This is a genomic window from Streptomyces sp. NPDC002888 (genome assembly GCF_042888465.1).
In the GTDB taxonomy this organism is placed as follows: Bacteria; Actinomycetota; Actinomycetes; order Streptomycetales; family Streptomycetaceae; genus Streptomyces.
On sequence record NZ_JBIAPU010000027.1, the window covers coordinates 118600 to 137999 of the forward strand.

At 70.5% G+C, this 19400-nt stretch carries 14 protein-coding genes; 6 read left to right on the forward strand and 8 right to left on the reverse strand.

The annotated features are described in order from the left end of the window. Positions 1-31: 31 nt before the first annotated feature. Genes ACFYWX_RS35375 through ACFYWX_RS35385 form a run of 3 tightly spaced genes read right to left on the reverse strand, consistent with a single transcriptional unit; the run spans position 32 to position 4564 of the window. Positions 32-1984: a substrate-binding domain-containing protein gene (locus ACFYWX_RS35375; protein WP_389428923.1), complete on the reverse strand. Its 1953-nt coding sequence runs from the start codon at positions 1982-1984 to the stop codon at positions 32-34. After that, on the reverse strand, positions 1974-3497 hold the full coding sequence (locus ACFYWX_RS35380; RefSeq protein ID WP_389428924.1) for a sugar ABC transporter ATP-binding protein: 1524 nt from the start codon (positions 3495-3497) through the stop codon (positions 1974-1976). The genes ACFYWX_RS35375 and ACFYWX_RS35380 overlap by 11 nt, the downstream gene beginning before the upstream one ends. Further along, on the reverse strand, positions 3494-4564 hold the full coding sequence (locus ACFYWX_RS35385) for a LacI family DNA-binding transcriptional regulator (RefSeq protein ID WP_389428925.1): 1071 nt from the start codon (positions 4562-4564) through the stop codon (positions 3494-3496). Before ACFYWX_RS35385 ends, ACFYWX_RS35380 begins: the two co-directional genes overlap by 4 nt. A 173-nt stretch (positions 4565-4737) precedes the next feature. Here ACFYWX_RS35385 and ACFYWX_RS35390 point away from each other — a divergent pair, with 173 nt between their 5' ends. Both ACFYWX_RS35390 and ACFYWX_RS35395 read left to right on the forward strand, forming a co-directional pair. Then, positions 4738-6990 (forward strand): ATP-dependent RecD-like DNA helicase, encoded by a 2253-nt coding sequence (locus tag ACFYWX_RS35390; RefSeq protein ID WP_389428926.1) that lies wholly within the window; start codon positions 4738-4740, stop codon positions 6988-6990. Between the two features lie 249 nt (positions 6991-7239). After that, positions 7240-8529, forward strand: coding sequence for a citrate synthase (locus ACFYWX_RS35395; protein ID WP_389428927.1), 1290 nt, complete (start codon positions 7240-7242; stop codon positions 8527-8529). A 712-nt stretch (positions 8530-9241) separates the two neighbouring features. Here the strand turns inward: ACFYWX_RS35395 and ACFYWX_RS35400 are convergent. The 3 genes from ACFYWX_RS35400 to ACFYWX_RS35410 form a co-directional block, all read right to left on the reverse strand. Next, positions 9242-11488, reverse strand: coding sequence for a heavy metal translocating P-type ATPase (locus ACFYWX_RS35400; protein WP_389428928.1), 2247 nt, complete (start codon positions 11486-11488; stop codon positions 9242-9244). A gap of 14 nt (positions 11489-11502) precedes the next feature. Next, positions 11503-11742: a heavy-metal-associated domain-containing protein gene (locus ACFYWX_RS35405; RefSeq protein ID WP_389428929.1), complete on the reverse strand. Its 240-nt coding sequence runs from the start codon at positions 11740-11742 to the stop codon at positions 11503-11505. A gap of 116 nt (positions 11743-11858) precedes the next feature. Further along, the gene (locus tag ACFYWX_RS35410; protein WP_389428961.1) at positions 11859-12512 is read right to left on the reverse strand and encodes a TetR family transcriptional regulator; all 654 of its coding nucleotides are present in this window, start codon (positions 12510-12512) and stop codon (positions 11859-11861) included. Between the two features lie 182 nt (positions 12513-12694). Between ACFYWX_RS35410 and ACFYWX_RS35415 the strand changes: the two genes are divergently transcribed. Next, positions 12695-14899 carry an MMPL family transporter gene (locus ACFYWX_RS35415; RefSeq protein WP_389428930.1) on the forward strand — a complete coding sequence of 735 codons (2205 nt, stop codon included), beginning with the start codon at positions 12695-12697 and terminating at the stop codon, positions 14897-14899. 65 nt (positions 14900-14964) lie between these two features. Continuing rightward, positions 14965-16008, forward strand: coding sequence for a zinc-dependent alcohol dehydrogenase family protein (locus ACFYWX_RS35420; RefSeq protein ID WP_389428931.1), 1044 nt, complete (start codon positions 14965-14967; stop codon positions 16006-16008). 35 nt (positions 16009-16043) lie between these two features. Here ACFYWX_RS35420 and ACFYWX_RS35425 read toward each other — a convergent pair whose 3' ends face one another. After that, complete coding sequence (locus tag ACFYWX_RS35425) at positions 16044-16244, reverse strand: helix-turn-helix transcriptional regulator (RefSeq protein ID WP_389428932.1); 201 nt, start codon at positions 16242-16244, stop codon at positions 16044-16046. A 228-nt stretch (positions 16245-16472) separates the two neighbouring features. Next, entirely contained in the window at positions 16473-17399 is a 927-nt protein-coding gene (locus ACFYWX_RS35430) for a sugar phosphate isomerase/epimerase family protein (RefSeq protein WP_389428933.1), read from the reverse strand. Between the two features lie 170 nt (positions 17400-17569). Between ACFYWX_RS35430 and iolC the strand changes: the two genes are divergently transcribed. Both iolC and ACFYWX_RS35440 read left to right on the forward strand, forming a co-directional pair. After that, positions 17570-18520 carry a 5-dehydro-2-deoxygluconokinase gene (iolC, locus tag ACFYWX_RS35435; RefSeq protein WP_389428934.1) on the forward strand — a complete coding sequence of 317 codons (951 nt, stop codon included), beginning with the start codon at positions 17570-17572 and terminating at the stop codon, positions 18518-18520. Continuing rightward, positions 18517-19398 (forward strand): deoxyribose-phosphate aldolase, encoded by an 882-nt coding sequence (locus ACFYWX_RS35440; protein ID WP_389428935.1) that lies wholly within the window; start codon positions 18517-18519, stop codon positions 19396-19398. Before iolC ends, ACFYWX_RS35440 begins: the two co-directional genes overlap by 4 nt. The last annotated feature ends 2 nt before the right edge of the window (positions 19399-19400 follow it).

The following is a 19400-nucleotide window of genomic DNA, read 5'->3' on the forward strand; positions in this document are numbered from 1 at the left end:
GTCGTCGTGACCGCCCGCCCGCTCGCCGATGTCAGCCGCTGAAGCCGGCCACGTTCTCCTTCGTGACCACCTTCACCGGCACCTTCACCGTCTGCTCGACCTTCTTGCCCTGCAGCGCGCGCAGCGCGTTGTCCACGGCGATCTTCCCCAACTGGCTCGGCTGCTGCGCCACCGACGCGTACAGCGTGCCTGTCTCGACCGCCTTCAGACCGTCCGGCGTGCCGTCGAAGCCGACGACCTGGACCGACTTTCCTGCCTTCGAGCCGAGCGCCTTGACCGCGCCGAGCGCCATCTCGTCGTTGGCGGCGATGACGCCCTGGACGTCCGGGTGGGCCTGGAGCAGGTTCGACATCACGTCGAGGCCCTTGGTGCGGTCGAAGTCCGCGGGCTGCTGGGCGACGACCTGGATGCCCGGGTAGGCCTTCAGACCCTTGGCGAAGCCCTCGGCGCGCTCCCGGGCGGCGGAGGTGCCCGCCTGGCCCTGGAGGATGACGATCTTGCCCTTACCGCCCAGCTTCTCGGCGATGGACTTGCCGGCGAGCTCACCGCCGGCGATGTTGTCGGAGGCGACCAGCGCGTCCGTGGTCGCGTTGTTGACGCCCCGGTCGACGGCGATGACCGGGATCTTCTCCTTGTCGGCGGCCCGTACCGACGGGGCTGCCGCGTCCGAGTCCACCGGGTTGACGACGATCGCGTCCAGACCGGAGCTGGTGAAGTTCTGGAGCTGGTTGGCCTGCTGGGAGGCGTCGTTCTGCGCGTCCGTGACGGTCAGGTCCACGCCCAGCTTCTTCGCCTCGGCCTGGGCGCCCGCCCGGATCTGCACGAAGAAGGGGTTGTTGAGGGTGGACAGGGACAGGCCGATCTTCGGGTTCGCCGCGGCCGAGGAGCCGCCGCTGTGCAGGAAGGAGGTCGCGCCCACGACGGCCACGGTGACCACGGCGGCCAGCGCGTACGTCGCCGCCTGCTTGCCCTTGCCGCCCGAGGAGGTGCCCGCGGCCACCGGGGTCGCCCCGGCCTTGCGGCGCAGGGTGTCGAGCAGCACCGCCAGCGCGATCACGACACCGATGACGACCTGCTGCCAGAACGCGGAGACGTTCAGCAGGTTGAGGCCGTTGCGCAGCACCGCCAGGATCAGCGCGCCGATCAGCGTCCCCGAGGCCTTGCCCGTACCGCCCGCGAGGGAGGCACCGCCGATGACGACGGCGGCGATCGCGTCCAGCTCGTAGCCCTGCGCGGCCTGCGGCTGCGCGGAGGAGAGGCGGGAGGCGAGCACGATGCCCGCGGCGGCGGCGAACAGGCCGGACAGCGCGTAGATGGCGAGCTTCTGCTTCTTCACCCGCAGGCCGGAGAGGCGGGCCGCCTCCTCGTTGCCGCCGATCGCGTACATCGAGCGTCCGATGTATGTCCGCCCCAGCACGAACGCCGTGAGCAGCCCCATGACGACCATGACGAGCACCGGCACGGGCAGCCAGCCGCCGAGCGTGTCACCGAGGTGCGAGACCGAGTCCGGGAAGGGGATCGGGGAGCCCTCGGAGATGACCAGCGACAGACCGCGGCCCACCGACAGCATGGCGAGCGTCGCGATGAACGGCGGCAGCTTGCCGTACGCGATCAGGAAGCCGTTGACCAGGCCCGCCGCGATGCCGGTCGCGACGGCGAGGACGACGGCCAGGAAGACCGGCACCCCGTGTGAGGTCGCGCTCCAGGCGAGCACGGTGGCGGACAGCGCGGCCACGGAGCCGACCGACAGGTCGATGCCCGCCGAGACGATCACGAAGGTGACGCCGAAGGCGAGGATGGCGGTCACGGCCGCCTGGACGCCGATGTTGAGCAGGTTGTCGGTGGTCAGGAAGTCCCCGGACAGCGCCGACAGCGCGATGACGAGGACGATCAGCGCGGTGAGCGCGCCGTTGTCGAGGAGCAGGCGGCGCACCGCCGCGGCGCCACCGGCGCCCGTTGTGCTCTTGAGCGTGTCAGCGGCCACGGCCGGCCTCCAGTTCAGTGGTAGTGGGTGTGCTGACGGCGAGTGCCATCACTGCGTCCTGAGTGGCTTCGGCGGCCGCGAGTTCGCCCGCTATGCGGCCCTGGGCCATCACCAGCACCCGGTCGCTCATGCCGAGCACCTCGGGCAGGTCGCTGGAGATCATCAGGACCGCGGCGCCCTGGGCCGTCAGTTCGTTGATCAGCTGGTAGATCTCGACCTTGGCGCCGACGTCGATGCCGCGCGTCGGCTCGTCGAGGATGAGGACCCTGGTGTCGGCGAGGAGCCACTTGCCGATGACGACCTTCTGCTGGTTGCCGCCGGAGAGCGTGCGCACATGCTGGCCGAGACCCGCCATGCGCACACCGAGCTGCTCGGCGATCCGGGCGGCCGCGTCGTGCTGGCCCCTGAGGTCGACGAGGCCGCCTCGGGTGGCGGACCGCAGGGTCACGAGCCCGAGGTTCTCCTCCACGGACGCGTCGAGGACGAGCCCCTGGCCCTTGCGGTCCTCGGGGACGAGCCCGATCCCGGCCGACATGGCGGCGTTCACGTCGCCCCGTCGCACCCGCGCACCGTCGACCTTCACGGCGCCCTTGTCGTAGGGGTCGGCGCCGAACACGGCCCGCACGACCTCGGTGCGGCCGGCCCCGACGAGCCCCGCGATGCCGACGACCTCACCGGCCCGCACCTCGAAGCTCACGTCGTGGAAGACCCCGTCACGGGTGAGCCCCTCCACGGTGAGCAGCGCGGTTCCCGTCTCGGGCCGCTCGCGCGGGTACTGCTGCTCGATCGAGCGCCCCACCATGAGGCGTACGAGCTCGTCCTCGGGCGTGGCGGCGGGGACCTGTCCGACGCTGCGGCCGTCGCGGATGACGGTGACCCGGTCGCCGAGGGCGGCGATCTCCTCCAGGTGGTGCGTGATGAAGACGACGCCCACGCCCTCCTCGCGCAGCCTGCGCACGATGGAGAAGAGCTTGTCCACCTCCTCGGAGGTGAGCACGGCGGTCGGCTCGTCCATGATGAGCACCCGCGCGTTCAGGCTGAGCGCCTTGGCGATCTCCACCATCTGCAGGCGCGCGATACCGAGTTCACGCACCCGCGCGCGTGGGGACACGTTCACGCCGACGCGCTCCAGCAGTTCGGCGGCCTCGGCCTCCATCCGCTTCCGGTCGATCATCCCGAGGCGGCGGGGCTGCCGTCTCAGGAAGATGTTCTCGGCGACCGTCAGATCGGGGACCAGGTTGAACTCCTGGTAGATGGTGGCGATCCCGAGGCGTTCGGAATCCTGCGCTCCGCCGATGCGGACCTCTTCGCCGCCGACCAGGATGCGGCCGGCGTCGGGCGTGTACGCACCCGACAGCATCTTGATGAGCGTGCTCTTGCCGGCGCCGTTCTCGCCGAGCAGCACATGCACCTCACCGCGGCGCAGGTCGAAGTCGACGCCGTCGAGCGCGACCACGCCGGGAAAGGCCTTGCGGATGCCCTCGATGCGCAGCAACTCATCCGGGTTGCTCACGACTTGCTCCTTCTTACGGGGGACTGCGCAGCGGGGGACTGCGCAAGGGGAGACTCGGGGGGAGAGTCGGGGGGAGTCGGCTCGCCGCACGAGCGGCGTACGACGAGACGGGCAGGGAGGGTGACGGACTCGCCGGGCCGTCCCTCGATGCGGTCGACCAGCGCGCGCACGGCGGCGCGCCCCAGCTCGCCGGTGGGCTGGGCGATCGCGGTGATCGGCGGGTCGGTGTGCACGAACCACGGGATGTCGTCGAACGCGGCGAGCGCGATGTCGTCGGGAACGCGCAGCCCACGCGCGCGTACGGCGTCCAGCGCGCCCAGTGCCATCAGGTTGTCGGCGGCGAAGACGACCTCGGGCGGCTCGGGCAGGTCGAGGAAGCCCTCGGTGACCCGCCGTCCGCTCTCGGCCTGGAAGTCGCCCTGGCCGATGTAGGCGTCGGGGAGCCCGAGACCGTACGCGCCGAGCGCCGCACGGAAGGCCTCCACGCGCTCCCGTCCGGTCGTGGTCGCCGCGGGCCCCGCGATGATGGCGAGCCTGCGGTGGCCGAGGCCGTGCAGATGCGCGACGAGGTCCCGGACGGCCGCCTGTCCGTCCGACCGGACGACCGGCACGTCCATGCCCGGGATCCACCGGTCCACGAAGACCATCGGCGTCCCCCCGCGCGCGGCGTCCAGCATTAACGGCGAGCCGCCGTCGGTGGGGGAGACGAGGAGGCCGTCGATCCGGCGGTCCAGCAGGTTCCGTACGTGGTGGTCCTGGAGGTCGGGCCGCTCGTCGGCGTTGCCGATGATGACGCTGTAGCCGAGCGCGCGGGCCTCCTCCTCGACGGAGCGGGCCAGTTCGGTGAAGTACGGGTTCATCACGTCGCTGATGACCAGGCCGAGGGTGTGGGTCTGGTCGGTGCGCAGCGAACGGGCGACGGCGTTCGGGCGGTAGCCCAGCGCCTCGACGGCGGCCAGCACGCGTGCGCGTGCGTCGTCGCTGACGGACGGGTGGTCGTTCAGGACGCGTGACACCGTGGCGACCGATACTCCGGCCGCGGCGGCGACGTCCTTGATGCTCGCCATCGCCCGCCCACCTCCTTGTGGAATCGTTTACATCGACGACACGGAGGATTGGAATCGATTACACGCCGGTAATCAACCCCTCCCTGCCATCCCGAGACCGGATCGTGATGCGGTCGCGGGCCCGTGCACGGCGACCCAGGTCCGCTGTCGGTGCCGGGCGGTACCGTCGGATCATGTCCAATCAGGCGGGGGACTCCACGGGCGAGCGGCGACTGGCCGTCCTTGAGGGCGTCCTGGAGCGCATCACGTACGCCAACGAGGAGAACGGCTACACGGTCGCCCGTGTCGACACCGGCAGAGGCGGCGGCGATCTGCTGACGGTCGTCGGCGCGCTGCTCGGCGCCCAGGTCGGCGAGTCCCTGCGCATGGAGGGCCGTTGGGGCTCCCATCCGCAGTACGGCAAGCAGTTCACCGTCGAGAACTACACGACGGTCCTGCCCGCCACCGTCCAGGGCATCCGGCGCTACCTCGGCTCGGGCCTGGTCAAGGGAATCGGCCCGGTCTTCGCCGACCGCATCACCCAGCACTTCGGCATGGACACCCTGAAGATCATCGAGGAGGAGCCGGGGCGCCTCGTCGAGGTCCCCGGGCTCGGCCCCAAGCGCACGAAGAAGATCGCCGACGCCTGGGAGGAACAGAAGGCGATCAAGGAGGTCATGCTCTTCCTCCAGACCGTCGAGGTGTCCACGTCCATCGCCGTGCGCATCTACAAGAAGTACGGCGACGCCTCGATCTCCGTGGTGAAGAACCAGCCGTACCGCCTCGCCTCCGACGTCTGGGGCATCGGCTTCCTCACCGCCGACAAGATCGCCCAGTCCGTCGGCATCCCGCACGACAGCCCGGAGCGCGTCAAGGCGGGCCTGCAGTACGCGCTGTCCCAGTCCGCCGACCAGGGCCACTGCTTCCTGCCCGAGGAGCGGCTGATCGCGGACGCGGTCAAACTGCTCCAGGTCGACACGGGCCTTGTCATCGAGTGCCTCGCCGAGCTGGCCCAGGTCCCGCAGGACGGGGAAGACCCCGGTGTCGTACGGGAGAAGGTGCCGGGCCCGGACGACGGCACCCCGGTCACCGCCATCTACCTCGTCCCCTTCCACCGCGCCGAACTCTCCCTCTCCGCCCAGCTGTTGCGCCTGCTGCGCACCGGGGAGGACCGGATGCCGGGCTTCGCGGACGTGGCCTGGGACAAGGCGCTGGCCTGGCTGAAGGGACGTACGGGCGCCGAGCTCGCCCCCGAGCAGGAGGCCGCCGTACGGCTCGCGCTCACCGAGAAGGTCGCCGTCCTCACCGGCGGCCCCGGCTGCGGCAAGTCCTTCACGGTCCGCTCGATCGTGGAGCTGGCGAAGGCCAAGAAGGCCAAGGTCGTCCTGGCCGCCCCCACCGGCCGCGCCGCCAAGCGCCTCGCCGAGCTCACCGGCGCCGAGGCGTCAACCGTCCACCGCCTGCTGGAGCTCAAGCCCGGCGGCGACGCGGCCTACGACAAGGACCGCCCGCTGGATGCCGACCTGGTGGTCGTCGACGAGGCGTCCATGCTGGACCTGCTCCTCGCCAACAAGCTGGTCAAGGCCGTGCCCCCGGGCGCCCACCTGCTCTTCGTCGGGGATGTCGACCAACTGCCCAGCGTCGGCGCGGGCGAGGTCCTGCGTGACCTGCTGGCCGACGACAGCCCGGTCCCCGCGGTGCGCCTCACCCGCATCTTCCGCCAGGCCCAGCAGTCGGGCGTGGTGACCAACGCCCACCGGATCAACTCAGGGCAACACCCGCTCACCGACGGCATGAAGGACTTCTTCCTCTTCGTCGAGGACGAGACCGAGGATGCAGGCCGGCTCACGGTCGACGTGGCGGCCCGCCGCATTCCGGCCAAGTTCGGCCTGGACCCGCGCCGGGACGTACAGGTCCTGGCGCCCATGCACCGGGGACCCGCCGGCGCCGGCACCCTCAACGGCCTGCTCCAGCAGGCCATCACCCCCGGCAGGCCCGACCTGGCGGAGAAGCGGTTCGGCGGCCGGGTCTTCCGTGTGGGAGACAAGGTCACCCAGATTCGCAACAATTACGAGAAGGGCGCCAACGGTGTCTTCAACGGCACCGTGGGCGTGGTCACCTCGCTCGACCCGGTCGACCAGCGCCTGACGGTGCTGACGGACGAGGACGAGGAGGTTGTGTACGAATTCGATGAACTGGACGAGCTGGCCCATGCGTACGCGGTGACCATTCACCGGTCGCAGGGAAGTGAATATCCCGCCGTGGTGATCCCCGTCACCACGGGCGCCTGGATGATGCTCCAGCGAAACCTGCTGTATACGGCCGTCACCCGGGCGAAGAAGCTGGTCGTCCTGGTCGGTTCGCGCAAGGCGATCGGACAGGCGGTGCGCACGGTGTCCGCGGGACGTCGCTGCACAGCACTCGACTTCAGGCTCTCCGGCGCCTGACCCTTGACCCTCCGCACCCCGAGGCGGCAAGGGCGAGCCTCACAAAAATGATCGATCAAATGAGTCGCCTAGGTCACAGTGCACTTCCGGTTGAGGTACGGAGGGGGCAGGATGAGCAAGTTGGCGGCACTGAGTGCCGCCAATAAGCCCAATGGCCGACCCCGAGTGCACTCTCCTGCGCCAAATGGGGGATGGTAGAGACAGTCAGGGCAACCTCGAAGATGAGGCACAACGTCGGTGAGGGAAGACGTGAGCGACAACTCTGTAGTACTGCGGTACGGCGACGGCGAGTACACCTACCCGGTGATCGACAGCACCGTCGGCGACAAGGGCTTCGACATCGGCAAGCTCCGCGCCCAGACCGGTCTGGTGACCCTGGACAGCGGATACGGCAACACCGCCGCCTATAAATCCGCGGTCACCTACCTGGACGGCGAAGCGGGCATCCTCCGGTACCGCGGCTACCCGATCGAACAGCTGGCGGAGCGCTCCACCTTCCTGGAGGTCGCCTACCTGCTGATCAACGGCGAGCTGCCGACGGTCGACGAGCTCTCGTCCTTCAAGAACGACATCACGCAGCACACTCTGCTGCATGAGGACGTCAAGAACTTCTACAAGGGCTTCCCGCGTGACGCCCACCCGATGGCCATGCTGTCGTCGGTGGTCTCCGCGCTGTCCACGTTCTACCAGGACAGCCACAACCCGTTCGACGAGAAGCAGCGCAACCTCTCGACGATCCGTCTGCTCGCCAAGCTTCCGACGATCGCCGCGTACGCGTACAAGAAGTCGATCGGTCACCCGTTCGTCTACCCGCGCAACGACCTCGGCTACGTCGAGAACTTCCTCCGCATGACCTTCTCGGTCCCGGCGCAGGAGTACGAGCTCGACCCGGTCGTCGTCTCGGCCCTGGACAAGCTGCTCATCCTGCACGCGGACCACGAGCAGAACTGTTCGACCTCCACGGTCCGCCTGGTCGGTTCCTCGCAGGCGAACATGTTCGCCTCGATCTCCGCGGGCATCAACGCGCTGTGGGGCCCGCTGCACGGCGGCGCCAACCAGTCCGTCCTGGAGATGCTCGAGGGCATCCGCGACGCCGGCGGCGATGTCGACTCCTTCATCCGCAAGGTGAAGAACAAGGAGGACGGCGTCCGTCTGATGGGCTTCGGCCACCGGGTCTACAAGAACTTCGACCCGCGCGCCAAGATCATCAAGGCCGCGGCGCACGACGTTCTCTCCGCCCTCGGCAAGTCCGACGAGCTGCTGGACATCGCCCTGAAGCTGGAGGAGCACGCGCTCTCCGACGACTACTTCGTCTCGCGCAGCCTCTACCCGAACGTCGACTTCTACACCGGCCTGATCTACCGCGCCATGGGCTTCCCGACCGAGATGTTCACGGTCCTCTTCGCCCTCGGCCGCCTCCCGGGCTGGATCGCCCAGTGGCACGAGATGATCAAGGAGCCCGGCTCCCGCATCGGCCGCCCGCGCCAGATCTACACGGGCGTGGTGGAGCGCGACTTCGTGCCGGTCGAGCAGCGCTGAGCTTGGTGTCACCGGCCGCTGTTGCACGCCCACTGCGGCGGACCTGGCGAGTGAGCCGAAGGGGCGCGCCGTTGTCGAGACGGCGAACGCGCGGAGGCCCGAAGGGCTGAGCACGATCGCCGTCTCGACAACGGCAAAAGGCGCCCCGGAGGCGAACGAGCCACAAAAAAATACAGAAGGCGCCCTGGCGTCGGTCCCCCCACGGGCCGACGTCCAGGGCGCCTTCCCATGTCCCGGTGCGGATTCCCCCCACGGGATCCGGCCGGGCGTCTGTGAGACCAGCGCCTGAATCGCTGTTGAGCAGAACGAGCAAAACTCGCTGTACTGCTGCGGTGTGCGGTCTGCCGGGACAGCGCACGTTGGGAGGGCCGCTCAAAGCTCCCCGGTGTACGTGTCCCGGCAACGCATCTCTGAGGAAGTCCCCCAAGACATCCCCAGATGCCAGTCGGCGCCCCCCAAGACGCTTCCTGACATCGCCAACTTAGACCTTCGAACCCCTTCGATGGTTACGTTCACATCACTGTGATCTGCGTCTCTTGCATTTGTCCCGTTAGATGCGCAAGAGCCTCGATATGAAAATCGAGACCCAGGCGTAAGGATGATGCGCGAGCCTTGTGAAGAGCTTATGTGAGGCTCGCGTCGGACTCCAGGGGGTCTGACCCCCCGACTGCCCGAAATTCGCTGGTAACCGCAGGTAACTTCGGGCGCGGGGTCAGCGGAACGTCCGCAGTCGGAGACTGTTCGTCACCACGAACACCGACGAGAACGCCATCGCGGCCCCCGCGATCATCGGGTTCAGCAGCCCCGCCGCGGCCAGCGGCAGTGCCGCCACGTTGTAACCGAACGCCCACACGAGATTGGCCTTGATCGTGGACAGCGTCCGCCGCGACAGCCGGATCGCGTCCGCGGCCACCCGCAGATCCCCGCGCACCAGCGTCAGATCGCTCGCCTCGATCGCCGCGTCCGTCCCGGTCCCCATCGCGAGCCCCAGGTCGGCCGTGGCCAGCGCGGCCGCGTCGTTGACGCCGTCGCCGACCATGGCCACGGTCCGCCCCTCGCCCTGCAGCCGCCGTACGACGTCCACCTTGTCCTCGGGCAGTACCTCGGCCACCACCCGGTCGATACCGACGGCCTCCGCCACGGCCTCGGCCACCGTCCGGTTGTCCCCGGTCAGCAGCACCGGCGTGAGCCCGAGCGCGCGCAGTTCGCGGACCGCCTCGGCGCTGGTCTCCTTCACCGCGTCGGCGACCGCCAGAACTCCGCGGGCCGCTCCGTCCCAGCCGACCACGACGGCCGTACGGCCGCGCCGCTCAGCCTCCTCCTTGGCGCGGGCCAGCTCCTCGGGGAGCGCGGCGGTGTACTCGGCGAGTCGCCCCACCGCCACCTCATGGCCCTCCACACGGCCGCGTACGCCCCGCCCGGGCACGTTCTCGAAGTGCTCCGCGCTCGGCAGGGTTCCCGCCCGCTCCTCGGCGCCGGTGGCCACGGCGCGGGCGACGGGGTGCTCGGAGGCGTGTTCCAGGGCGCCCGCGAGCCGCAGCACCTGCTTCTCGTCGGCGCCCTCGACGACGTACACCTCCTGAAGGGTCATGCGGCCGGTCGTCACCGTGCCGGTCTTGTCGAGGACGACGGTGTCGACGCGGCGCGTGGACTCCAGTACCTCGGGGCCCTTGATGAGGATGCCGAGCTGGGCGCCGCGCCCGGTGCCGACCATCAGGGCGGTCGGCGTGGCAAGGCCCAGTGCGCACGGGCAGGCGATGATCAGTACGGCGACGGCGGCGGTGAAGGCGGCGACGGTGTCGTGGGTGAGGCCGAGCCAGGCGCCGAAGGTGGCGGCGGTGATCAGCAGCACCACCGGCACGAAGACCGCGGAGATCCGGTCGGCGAGCCGCTGCACCTCGGCCTTGCCGTTCTGCGCGTCCTCGACGAGCTTCGCCATCCGCGCGAGCTGGGTGTCGGCGCCGACGCGGGTGGCCTCGACGACGAGGCGCCCGCCGGCGTTCACGGTCGCGCCCGTGACAAGCGAGCCGACCGCCACGTCCACCGGCACCGACTCGCCGGTCAGCATGGAGGCGTCGACGGCGGACGCCCCTTCCGTGACCGTGCCGTCGGTGGCGATCTTCTCGCCGGGCCGGACGACGAAGCGGTCCCCGACAGCAAGCCGCCCCACCGGGATCCGTACCTCGCGTCCGTCCCGCAGCACGGCCACGTCCTTCGCGCCGAGCTCCATCAGGGCCCGCAGCGCGGCGCCCGCGCGTCGCTTGGAGCGGGCCTCCAGGTAGCGGCCCAGCAGGATGAAGGCGGTGACTCCGGCGGCGACCTCGAGATAGAGGGTCGACGAGGCGCCCGTGCGGGAGACGGTGAAGTCGAAGCCGTGCCGCATGCCGGGCATGCCCGCGTCTCCGAAGAACAGGGCCCACAGAGACCACAGGAAGGCGGCCAGCGTCCCGAGGGACACGAGGGTGTCCATGGTCGCGGCGGCGTGGCGGGCGTTCGTCCAGGCGGCCTGGTGGAAGGGCAGGCCGCCCCAGACGACGACGGGCGCGGCGAGGGTGAGGGAGAGCCACTGCCAGTTGTCGAACTGGAGGGAGGGGACCATGGCCAGCACGACCACAGGGGCGGAGAGGAGGGCGGAGACCAGGAGGCGCCGGCGGAGAGCCGACAGCTCGGGATCCTGGTCCGTCTCCTCCGTGGTGGCCTCTTCGCGGGGCGGCTCGGGTTGCTCCGCCGTGTACCCCGTTCTGACCACGGTCGCGATCAGGTCGGCGACCTCGGTCCCCGCCGGGTAGCTGACCTTCGCCTTCTCCGTCGCGAAGTTCACGGTGGCTGTGACGCCCTCCATGCGGTTGAGCTTCTTCTCGACGCGGGCCGCGCAGGAGGCGCAGGTCATCCCGCCGATGAGCAGCTCGACCTCGGCGGCCGGGGCGGCTATCGCTGTCTCTGCGGTGGTGCTGGTCATGTCGTGGGCGACGCTCAGGCCTGGCCGACCAGCTCGAAGCCCGCCTCGTCGACGGCGGCGCGCACGGCGGCCTCCTCCAGCGGGGCGGTGGAGACGACGGTGACCTCACCGCTGGCGGCGACGGCCTTCACCGAGCTGACGCCCGCGATCTCGGAGACCTCGCCGGACACGGCGCCCTCGCAGTGGCCGCAGCTCATTCCGCTCACCTTGTAGACGGTGGTGACGGTTCCCTGGGTGTCGGTCTGGGCGGTCATGTCGTTACTCCTCATCGGGGCATGTGGGGTCGACGGGGCCCATGAGGGGGCCTCCACTCCTCACGTTATACCCCTAGGGGGTATTTCTCCAAGCGCTCGGGGCTGTGTCCGTGCGGTCAGGACCGTGTCCGCGCGGGGCGGCCCAGGCGGTCGCCGACCAGTGGTTCGAGGTAGCGGATCAGCGCGTTCTTCAGCTCCTGGACGTACGCGTCGCGCTCGGCGCCCTCGTGGCCCAGTGCCAGTTCCAGGCCCGCCTTGTACATCCCCAGGCACATGTTCGCGGTGCGGGCGAGGTCGGCCGGGGGTGCGTCGGGCAGGAACGACGAGAGCAGGCCCTCTATACGGGCGAGCAGGGTCGCGTGCAGCGCGTCGTGCTCCTCGCTGATCCGGCCGGGGATGTCGGGGCCGTGCATCAGCGCGAAGAACACCGGGTGTTCGCAGTTGAAGGCGATGAAGCGGTCGACGGCCGCGCCGACCGCCTCCTCAAGTGGTGTCGCGGGGTCGACCGGGGCGAGTGCCTCGCCGTACGTCTCCCGCATCTCGTGCATGAGGCGGTCGCCGAGCTCGATGGCGATCGCCTCCTTGTTCGGGAAGAACTGGTACAGCGTGCCGGGGGAGACGCCCGCCTCGCGGGCGATCGCGTTGGTGCTGGCCGCCGTGTACCCGGTGGTGCAGAAGACGGTCGCGGCGGCCTCGAGCAACTGGGCGATCCGGCGTTCGCCGCGCGCCTGTCTGCGGCGCGGCTGTTCCTTCTCCTGGTTGTCGGACACGTTGTCGGGCACGCGTTATCCCCAAGCTCTCCGAACGTGATTGACAAACACGAGTGGTCGCTCGCATTCTGGAGAAACGCGAGCGATCTCTCGTGTTTGCCAGTCTATGGCAACGGCAGGTCCATGCCGCCTGTCCGCAGGGGCGCACGGGAGCACGGATCAGGTGAAGGGGACACCGCACAATGACCGAAGTCAACAGGCCGCCCCGCGTCGGAGGCTGGACGCGCCTCGTGACCGCCCGCCCCCGGTTGTCGCTGCTCGCGGCCCTGGTGCTCACCGTGCTCGCCGTGCTGGCCGGCAGCGGTGTCGCCGACCGGCTGGGCACCGGCGGATGGGAGGACCCGGACGCGGAGTCGACGTACGCGACGAAGGCGCTGGAGCGCGAGTTCCCCGACTCCCAGCCCAACCTCCTGCTGCTGCTCGACGCGGGCGGCGCCTCGGTGGACGACCCGGCGGTCGCCGCCGAGGCCGACCGCCTCACCACGCGTCTGGCGGGGGAGCAGGGCGTCATGGGCGTCGGCTCCTACTGGCAGTCCAAGTCGCCCGCCCTGCGCGCCCAGGACGGCCACGAGGCGCTGATCGCCGCCCGCATCACCGGCGACGAGAAGACCATGGGCGAGACCCTGGACCGCGTCGCGCCGCACTACCGCGGCACGCAGGGCCCGGTGGACGTCAAGGTCGGCGGCATCGTCGCGGTGCGGCACGAGATGCAGACGATCATCCAGGAGGACCTCACCCGCGCCGAGATGATCGCGCTGCCGATCACGCTGGTGCTCCTGGTGATGGTCTTCGGCAGCGCGATCGCGGCCCTGCTCCCGCTCGCCGTCGGCATCGTCGCCATCCTCGGGACCAACGCGGTGCTGAGCGGCCTCGCGGAGTTCACCGACGTCTCGATCTTCGCGATGAACCTCACCACCGCCCTCGGCCTGGGCCTCGCCATCGACTACGCCCTGTTCATCGTCCGCCGCTTCCGCGAGGAGCTCGCCACCGGCGCCGACACCCCGACCGCCGTGGCCACCACCCTGCGCACGGCCGGCCGCACGGTCCTGTTCTCCGCGCTCACGGTCGCGGTCTCACTGGCGGCGATGCTCCTCTTCCCCCAGTACTTCCTGCGGTCCTTCGCCTACGCCGGCACAGCAGTCGTCCTGCTGGCCGCAGGCGCCGCCCTGATCCTGCTCCCCGCGGCGCTGATGCTGCTCGGCGACCGGGTCAACTCCCTCGATCTGCGCCGCCTCCTGCGCCGCAAAGAGCCGAAGACCGGCGGCGAGGAGGGCACCGCCTGGGCGCGCACCGCGACCCTGGTCATGCGCCGCGCCCCGTTCTTCGCGGTGGCCACCACCACCGTGCTGATCGTCCTCGGACTGCCGTTCCTCGGCGTGAAGTTCGGCACCGCCGACGACCGCCAGCTGCCCTCCTCCGCCGAGTCCCGCACCGTGCAGCAGCACATCAGGGACGGCTTCCCGGGCAGCCCCGGCGGCGGGCTCGAAGTGCTCGCCGAGGGCAAGGCCACACCGGCGCAGTACGCCGCCTACAAGGAGCGGGTCGCCGCCCTGCCGGAGGTGGTGCGGGTCGACGGCCCGCTGGTGAAGGGCGACTCGGCGTACTTCACGGTGCTGCCCGAGGGCGAGGCCGTCGACGACGCCGCGCAACGCCTGGTGGGCGACCTGCGTGAGACGAAGGCCCCCTTCGACACCAAGGTGACCGGGGCGGGCGCCGTCCTGGTCGACTCCAAGCAGGCGATAGCCGGCCAACTGCCCTGGGCGGCCGCCTTCATCACGATCGTCACGCTGCTGCTGGTCTTCCTGCTGACCGGCAGTGTGCTCATACCGATCCAGGCGGTGATCCTCAACGCGCTCAGCCTGACCGCGATGTTCGGCGCGGTGGTCTGGGTCTTCCAGGACGGCCATCTCTCCAGCCTGCTCGGCTTCACCAGCCCAGGCTCCATAGAGACGACCCTGCCCGTCCTCATGTTCTGCGTCGCCTTCGGCCTCTCCATGGACTACGGCGTGTTCCTGCTCTCCCGCATCAAGGAGGAGTACGACCACACCGGCGACCACGCCCGGGCGGTCCGCCTCGGACTCCAGCGCACGGGCGGCCTGATCACCGCGGCGGCCGTCATCCTCGCGGTCGTCATGGTCGCCATCGGCACCTCACGCGTGACCAACACCAAGATGCTCGGCCTGGGCATCGCCCTGGCCGTCCTGATGGACGCCATGGTCGTCCGCAGTCTCCTGGTCCCCGCGATCATGCGGCTCACCGGCCGCGCCACCTGGTGGGCCCCGGCCCCGCTGCGCCGCTTCCACGACCGGTTCGGCCTCAGCGAGGGCGACCCCGCGGCGGCCGCCGAGCCCGACCGGGCCCGGGACAAGGTCTCGGCGCGCGGCTAGCGTTTCCGGCGGAAGCGGTGGCCCTCCGGGCGGCCGGAGGAGTCAGGGCAGCGGAGGGCGGACGTATGCGGGCTGTGATGTTCGAGCGGTACGGGGAGCCGGCCGAGGTACGGGAGGTGGCCGACCCCCGGCCGGCGGAGCACGGCGTGGTGGTCCGCGTCGAGGCGACCGGCCTGTGCCGCAGCGACTGGCACGGCTGGATGGGCCACGACCCGGACATCGTCCTCCCGCACGTCCCCGGCCACGAACTCGCCGGTGTCGTGGAGGCGGTCGGTGAGAGGGTCACCGCGTGGCGGCCCGGCGACCGCGTGACCGTGCCCTTCGTCTGCGCCTGCGGCAGCTGCGCGGCGTGCGCGGCGGGCGACCAGCAGGTGTGCGAACGCCAGACCCAGCCCGGCTTCACCCACTGGGGTTCCTTCGCCCAGTACGTGGCGCTCGATCACGCCGACGTCAACCTGGTCGCGATCCCCGACGACCTGTCCTACGCCACGGCCGCCTCGCTCGGCTGCCGGTTCGCCACGGCGTTCCGCGCGGTCGTGCAGCAGGGCCGGGTGGTGGCGGGGGAGTGGGTGGCCGTCCACGGCTGCGGCGGGGTCGGCCTCTCGGCGGTGATGATCGCGGCGGCGTCGGGCGCGAGGGTGATCGCGGTGGACCTCTCACCCCAAGCCCTGGACCTGGCGCGCAGGTTCGGTGCGAGGGAGTGCGTCGACGCGACGAGCACCCCGGACACCGCGCAGGCGGTCCGCGACCTGACCGGTGGCGGCGCGCACCTCTCCCTGGACGCCCTCGGTGCCCCCGCCACCTGCGCCGCCTCCGTGGACGGCCTGCGCCGCCGCGGCCGCCACGTCCAGGTCGGGCTCCTCCCGTCAGCCGACGGCCTGACCCCCGTCCCCATGGCCCGCGCGATCGCCCTGGAACTGGAACTCCTCGGCAGCCACGGCATGGCCGCCCACACCTACCCGCCGATGCTGGAGCTGGTCCGCTCGGGCGTCCTGCGCCCCGACCTCCTCGTCACCTCCGCCATCCCCCTGCCCGCGGTCCCCGACGCCCTGGCGGCGATGGGCAGGGGCGCGAGGGCAGGGGTCACGGTCATCGAACCGTGGAGCTGAGGACGCTCGAAGAGGTCAGAAGCCGTCAGGAGACGTCAGTCCTGTCTGCGCCCCCGGTTGCCCGGCCGCGAGGCCACCCAGGCGCGGACGGTGTCGGCGTACCAGTAGGGCTTTCCGCCGTCCACGAGGTCGGGTGGGGGCAGCAGACCGTGCTTGCGGTACGACCGCACGGTGTCCGGCTGCACCTTGATGTGCGCCGCGATCTCCTTGTACGACCACAGCCTTCGGTCGGTCATGAGGTGCACCTCCCTGCTGATCAGCAAGCCTGTACACCGTGAACGACACGGAGTGAGGGGAGGGGAGGGGCTGTGCCTGGAGCGTGACAGGAACCGGACTTTTGTGACGCGGATGACATAAGTGCCCAAGGGGCGGGGCTGCGCCAATGTGCGGCTGCCGCCGCGTGGGCGCGAGCAGCCACAAACCACCGGCGCTCGCGCCGCACCCGGCACCTCAGTAGGCGACGCCTACGCCCCGCACGACCTGAGAAACGCCCGCGTCCGCTGTGCGATCGGCAACGGAGTGTCGGGCTCGCACGGGTACATGTCCTGCTCGACGATCGCGAACAGGTCGACGTCCAGCTTCTGCGCCGCCTCCAGCACCGGCCCCAGCGCGGGCACCCCGGCCGGCGGTTCGCACATCACGCCCCGGGCGACGGCCGGCCCGAACGGCACCTGGTTGGCCCGTACGTCCGCCAGGATCTCCGGGTCGACCTGCTTGAGGTGCAGGTAGCCGATGCGCTCGCCGTAGGTCTCGATGAGCTTGACGCTGTCGCCGCCGCAGTAGGCGTAGTGCCCGGTGTCCAGGCACAGGGAGACGAGGTCGGAGTCCGTGCCGTCCAGGAAGCGGACGACGTTCTCCTCGCTGTCGATGTGGGTGTCGGCGTGCGGGTGGACGACGATCTGGAGGCCGTAGCGCTCCCGCACCTCCTTCCCCAGTCGCTCGGTCAGCGAGGTGAGGTTGCGCCACTGCTCGGGCGTGAGCGCGTCCGGCTCCAGCACCTCGCCGGTCTTGTCGTCCCGCCAGAAGGACGGGATGACGACCAGGTGCCGGGCGCCCATCGCCTGCGCGAGGACCGCGTTGTCCGCGACGTGCGCCCAGGTCTTCTCCCACACCGCCTCGCCGTGGTGCAGTCCCGTGAAGACCGTGCCGGCCGACACCTTCAGGCCACGCTTGGCCGTCTCCTCGGTGAGGACGGCCGGATCGGTCGGCAGGTACCCGTAGGGGCCGAGCTCGATCCACTCGTAGCCGGACTGCGCCACCTCGTCGAGGAAGCGCTGCCACGGCACCTGGGCGGGGTCGTCCGGGAACCAGACGCCCCAGCTGTCGGGGGCCGATCCGACACGGATACGTGAAAGACCGGAAACTGAGGACTGTGGTGACAACGACGTCATGGGCGCCAGACTGCGGTCTCACCGCAGGGGTGTCAAGAGCTGGTCCGAATGTCTGGACAAAGTATTGACAGGGCGTGCCGCGCCGGACTACAAAGCCGTGGAGAGCCGATACGGAGACGTTCACGAGGACGTGCACAGAGCCGTTCACGAGCCGACGCGAAGGGAACTCGATGGCGTACGACCTGATCACCATGGGGCGGATCGGAGTGGACCTCTATCCGCTGCAGACGGGTGTGCCACTCCCGCAGGTCACGTCCTTCGGGAAGTTCCTGGGCGGCTCGGCGACCAATGTCGCGGTCGCCGCGGCCCGTCTCGGCCGGTCCACCGCGGTGATCACCCGCACCGGCGACGACCCCTTCGGCACCTACCTCCACGAGGCCCTGCGCGGCTTCGGCGTCGACGACCGCTGGGTCACCCCGGTCGCCGGACTGCCGACCCCGGTCACCTTCTGCGAGGTCTTCCCGCCGGACGACTTCCCGCTGTACTTCTACCGCCGTCCCAAGGCGCCCGACCTGGAGATCGACGCCCACGACCTCGACCTCGACGCCGTCCGCGAGACCCGGATCTTCTGGGTCACCGGCACCGGCCTCAGCGAGGAGCCGAGCCGTACGGCGACCCTCGCGGCCCTCGCCCACCGCGCCAAGGCCGGTACCACGGTCTTCGACCTCGACTGGCGCCCCATGTTCTGGAGCGACCCCGACGCGGCCCGCCCCTTCTACGCCGAGGCCCTCAAGCACACCACCGTCGCCGTCGGCAACCTCGACGAGGTGGAGGTCGCCACCGGAGTGCGCGAACCGCAGGCCGCCGCGCAGGCGCTGCTGGACGCCGGTGTCGAGCTCGCCGTGGTCAAGCAGGGCCCCAAGGGCGTCCTGGCCGTCAACAGCAAGGGCGAGTCCGCGGAGGTCCCGCCGCTGCCCGTGACCGTCCTCAACGGACTCGGCGCCGGCGACGCCTTCGGAGGCTCCCTCTGCCACGGCCTGCTGGAGGGCTGGGACCTGGAGAAGATCATGCGGCACGCCAACGCGGCCGGCGCCATCGTCGCCTCCCGCCTGGAGTGCTCGTCCGCGATGCCGACCCCCGACGAGGTTCAGGCGGCACTCACCGCGGGGGCCGTCCTGTGACCGTCGACGTCTCCGAGCTCGTCCGCCTGCGCGCCCGCCGTCCGGAGGCGATCGCCGAGGCCGCGGCCCGCCGCACGCGCCGGCCGCTGCTGGGCGCGAGCGGCCGCCTGATGATCGTCGCCGCCGACCACCCGGCCCGCGGCGCCCTCGGCGTCGGCGACCGCAGGCTCGCCATGGCCAACCGCGCCGACCTGCTGCAGCGCCTCTGCCTGGCGCTGTCCCGCCCCGGCGTCGACGGCGTCCTCGCCACCGCCGACATCCTCGACGACCTGCTGCTGCTCGGCGCCCTCGACGGCAAGGTCGTCATGGGCTCGATGAACCGCGGCGGCCTCCAGGGCGCCGTCTTCGAGCTCGACGACCGCTTCACCGGCCACCGCGCCGAGGACATCGAGCGGCTGAACTTCGACGCGGGCAAGCTGCTGCTGCGCATCGACTACGACGACCCGGGCTCCCTCACCACCCTGGAGACCACGGCCCGCGCCATCGACGACATGGCCGCCCGCAGGCTCCCCCTCTTCGTCGAGCCGTTCATCAGCCGCCGCACCCCCGAGGGCCGGCTCAAGAACGACCTGTCCGCCGAGGCCGTCACCAAGTCGATCGCCATCGCCTCCGGCCTGGGCGGCAGCTCGGCCTACACCTGGCTGAAGGTGCCGGTCACCGACAACCCCGACGACATGGCCGAGGTCATGGAGACGTCCACGCTGCCCGCCGTGCTCCTCGGCGGCGAGGTCGGCGGCGATCAGGACGGGGCGTACGAGAAGTGGCGCGGGGCGCTTCAGCTGCCGACCGTGCGCGGGCTGGTGGTCGGCCGTTCGCTGCTGTATCCGGCGGACGGGAACGTGGCCGCCGCCGTGGACACCGCCGTAGGACTGCTGTGAGG

Excerpts from the sequence above, each read along its gene's own strand:
- ACFYWX_RS35390 (WP_389428926.1), top strand. The coding sequence starts at position 4,738 with ATGTCCAATCAGGCGGGGGACTCCACGGGCGAGCGGCGACTGGCCGTC.
- iolC (WP_389428934.1), top strand. The coding sequence starts at position 17,570 with ATGGCGTACGACCTGATCACCATGGGGCGGATCGGAGTGGACCTCTAT.
- ACFYWX_RS35385 (WP_389428925.1), bottom strand. The coding sequence starts at position 4,564 with ATGGCGAGCATCAAGGACGTCGCCGCCGCGGCCGGAGTATCGGTCGCC.
- ACFYWX_RS35405 (WP_389428929.1), bottom strand. The coding sequence starts at position 11,742 with ATGACCGCCCAGACCGACACCCAGGGAACCGTCACCACCGTCTACAAG.
- ACFYWX_RS35420 (WP_389428931.1), top strand. The coding sequence starts at position 14,965 with ATGCGGGCTGTGATGTTCGAGCGGTACGGGGAGCCGGCCGAGGTACGG.
- ACFYWX_RS35430 (WP_389428933.1), bottom strand. The coding sequence starts at position 17,399 with ATGACGTCGTTGTCACCACAGTCCTCAGTTTCCGGTCTTTCACGTATC.
- ACFYWX_RS35415 (WP_389428930.1), top strand. The coding sequence starts at position 12,695 with ATGACCGAAGTCAACAGGCCGCCCCGCGTCGGAGGCTGGACGCGCCTC.
- ACFYWX_RS35400 (WP_389428928.1), bottom strand. The coding sequence starts at position 11,488 with ATGACCAGCACCACCGCAGAGACAGCGATAGCCGCCCCGGCCGCCGAG.
- ACFYWX_RS35425 (WP_389428932.1), bottom strand. The coding sequence starts at position 16,244 with ATGACCGACCGAAGGCTGTGGTCGTACAAGGAGATCGCGGCGCACATC.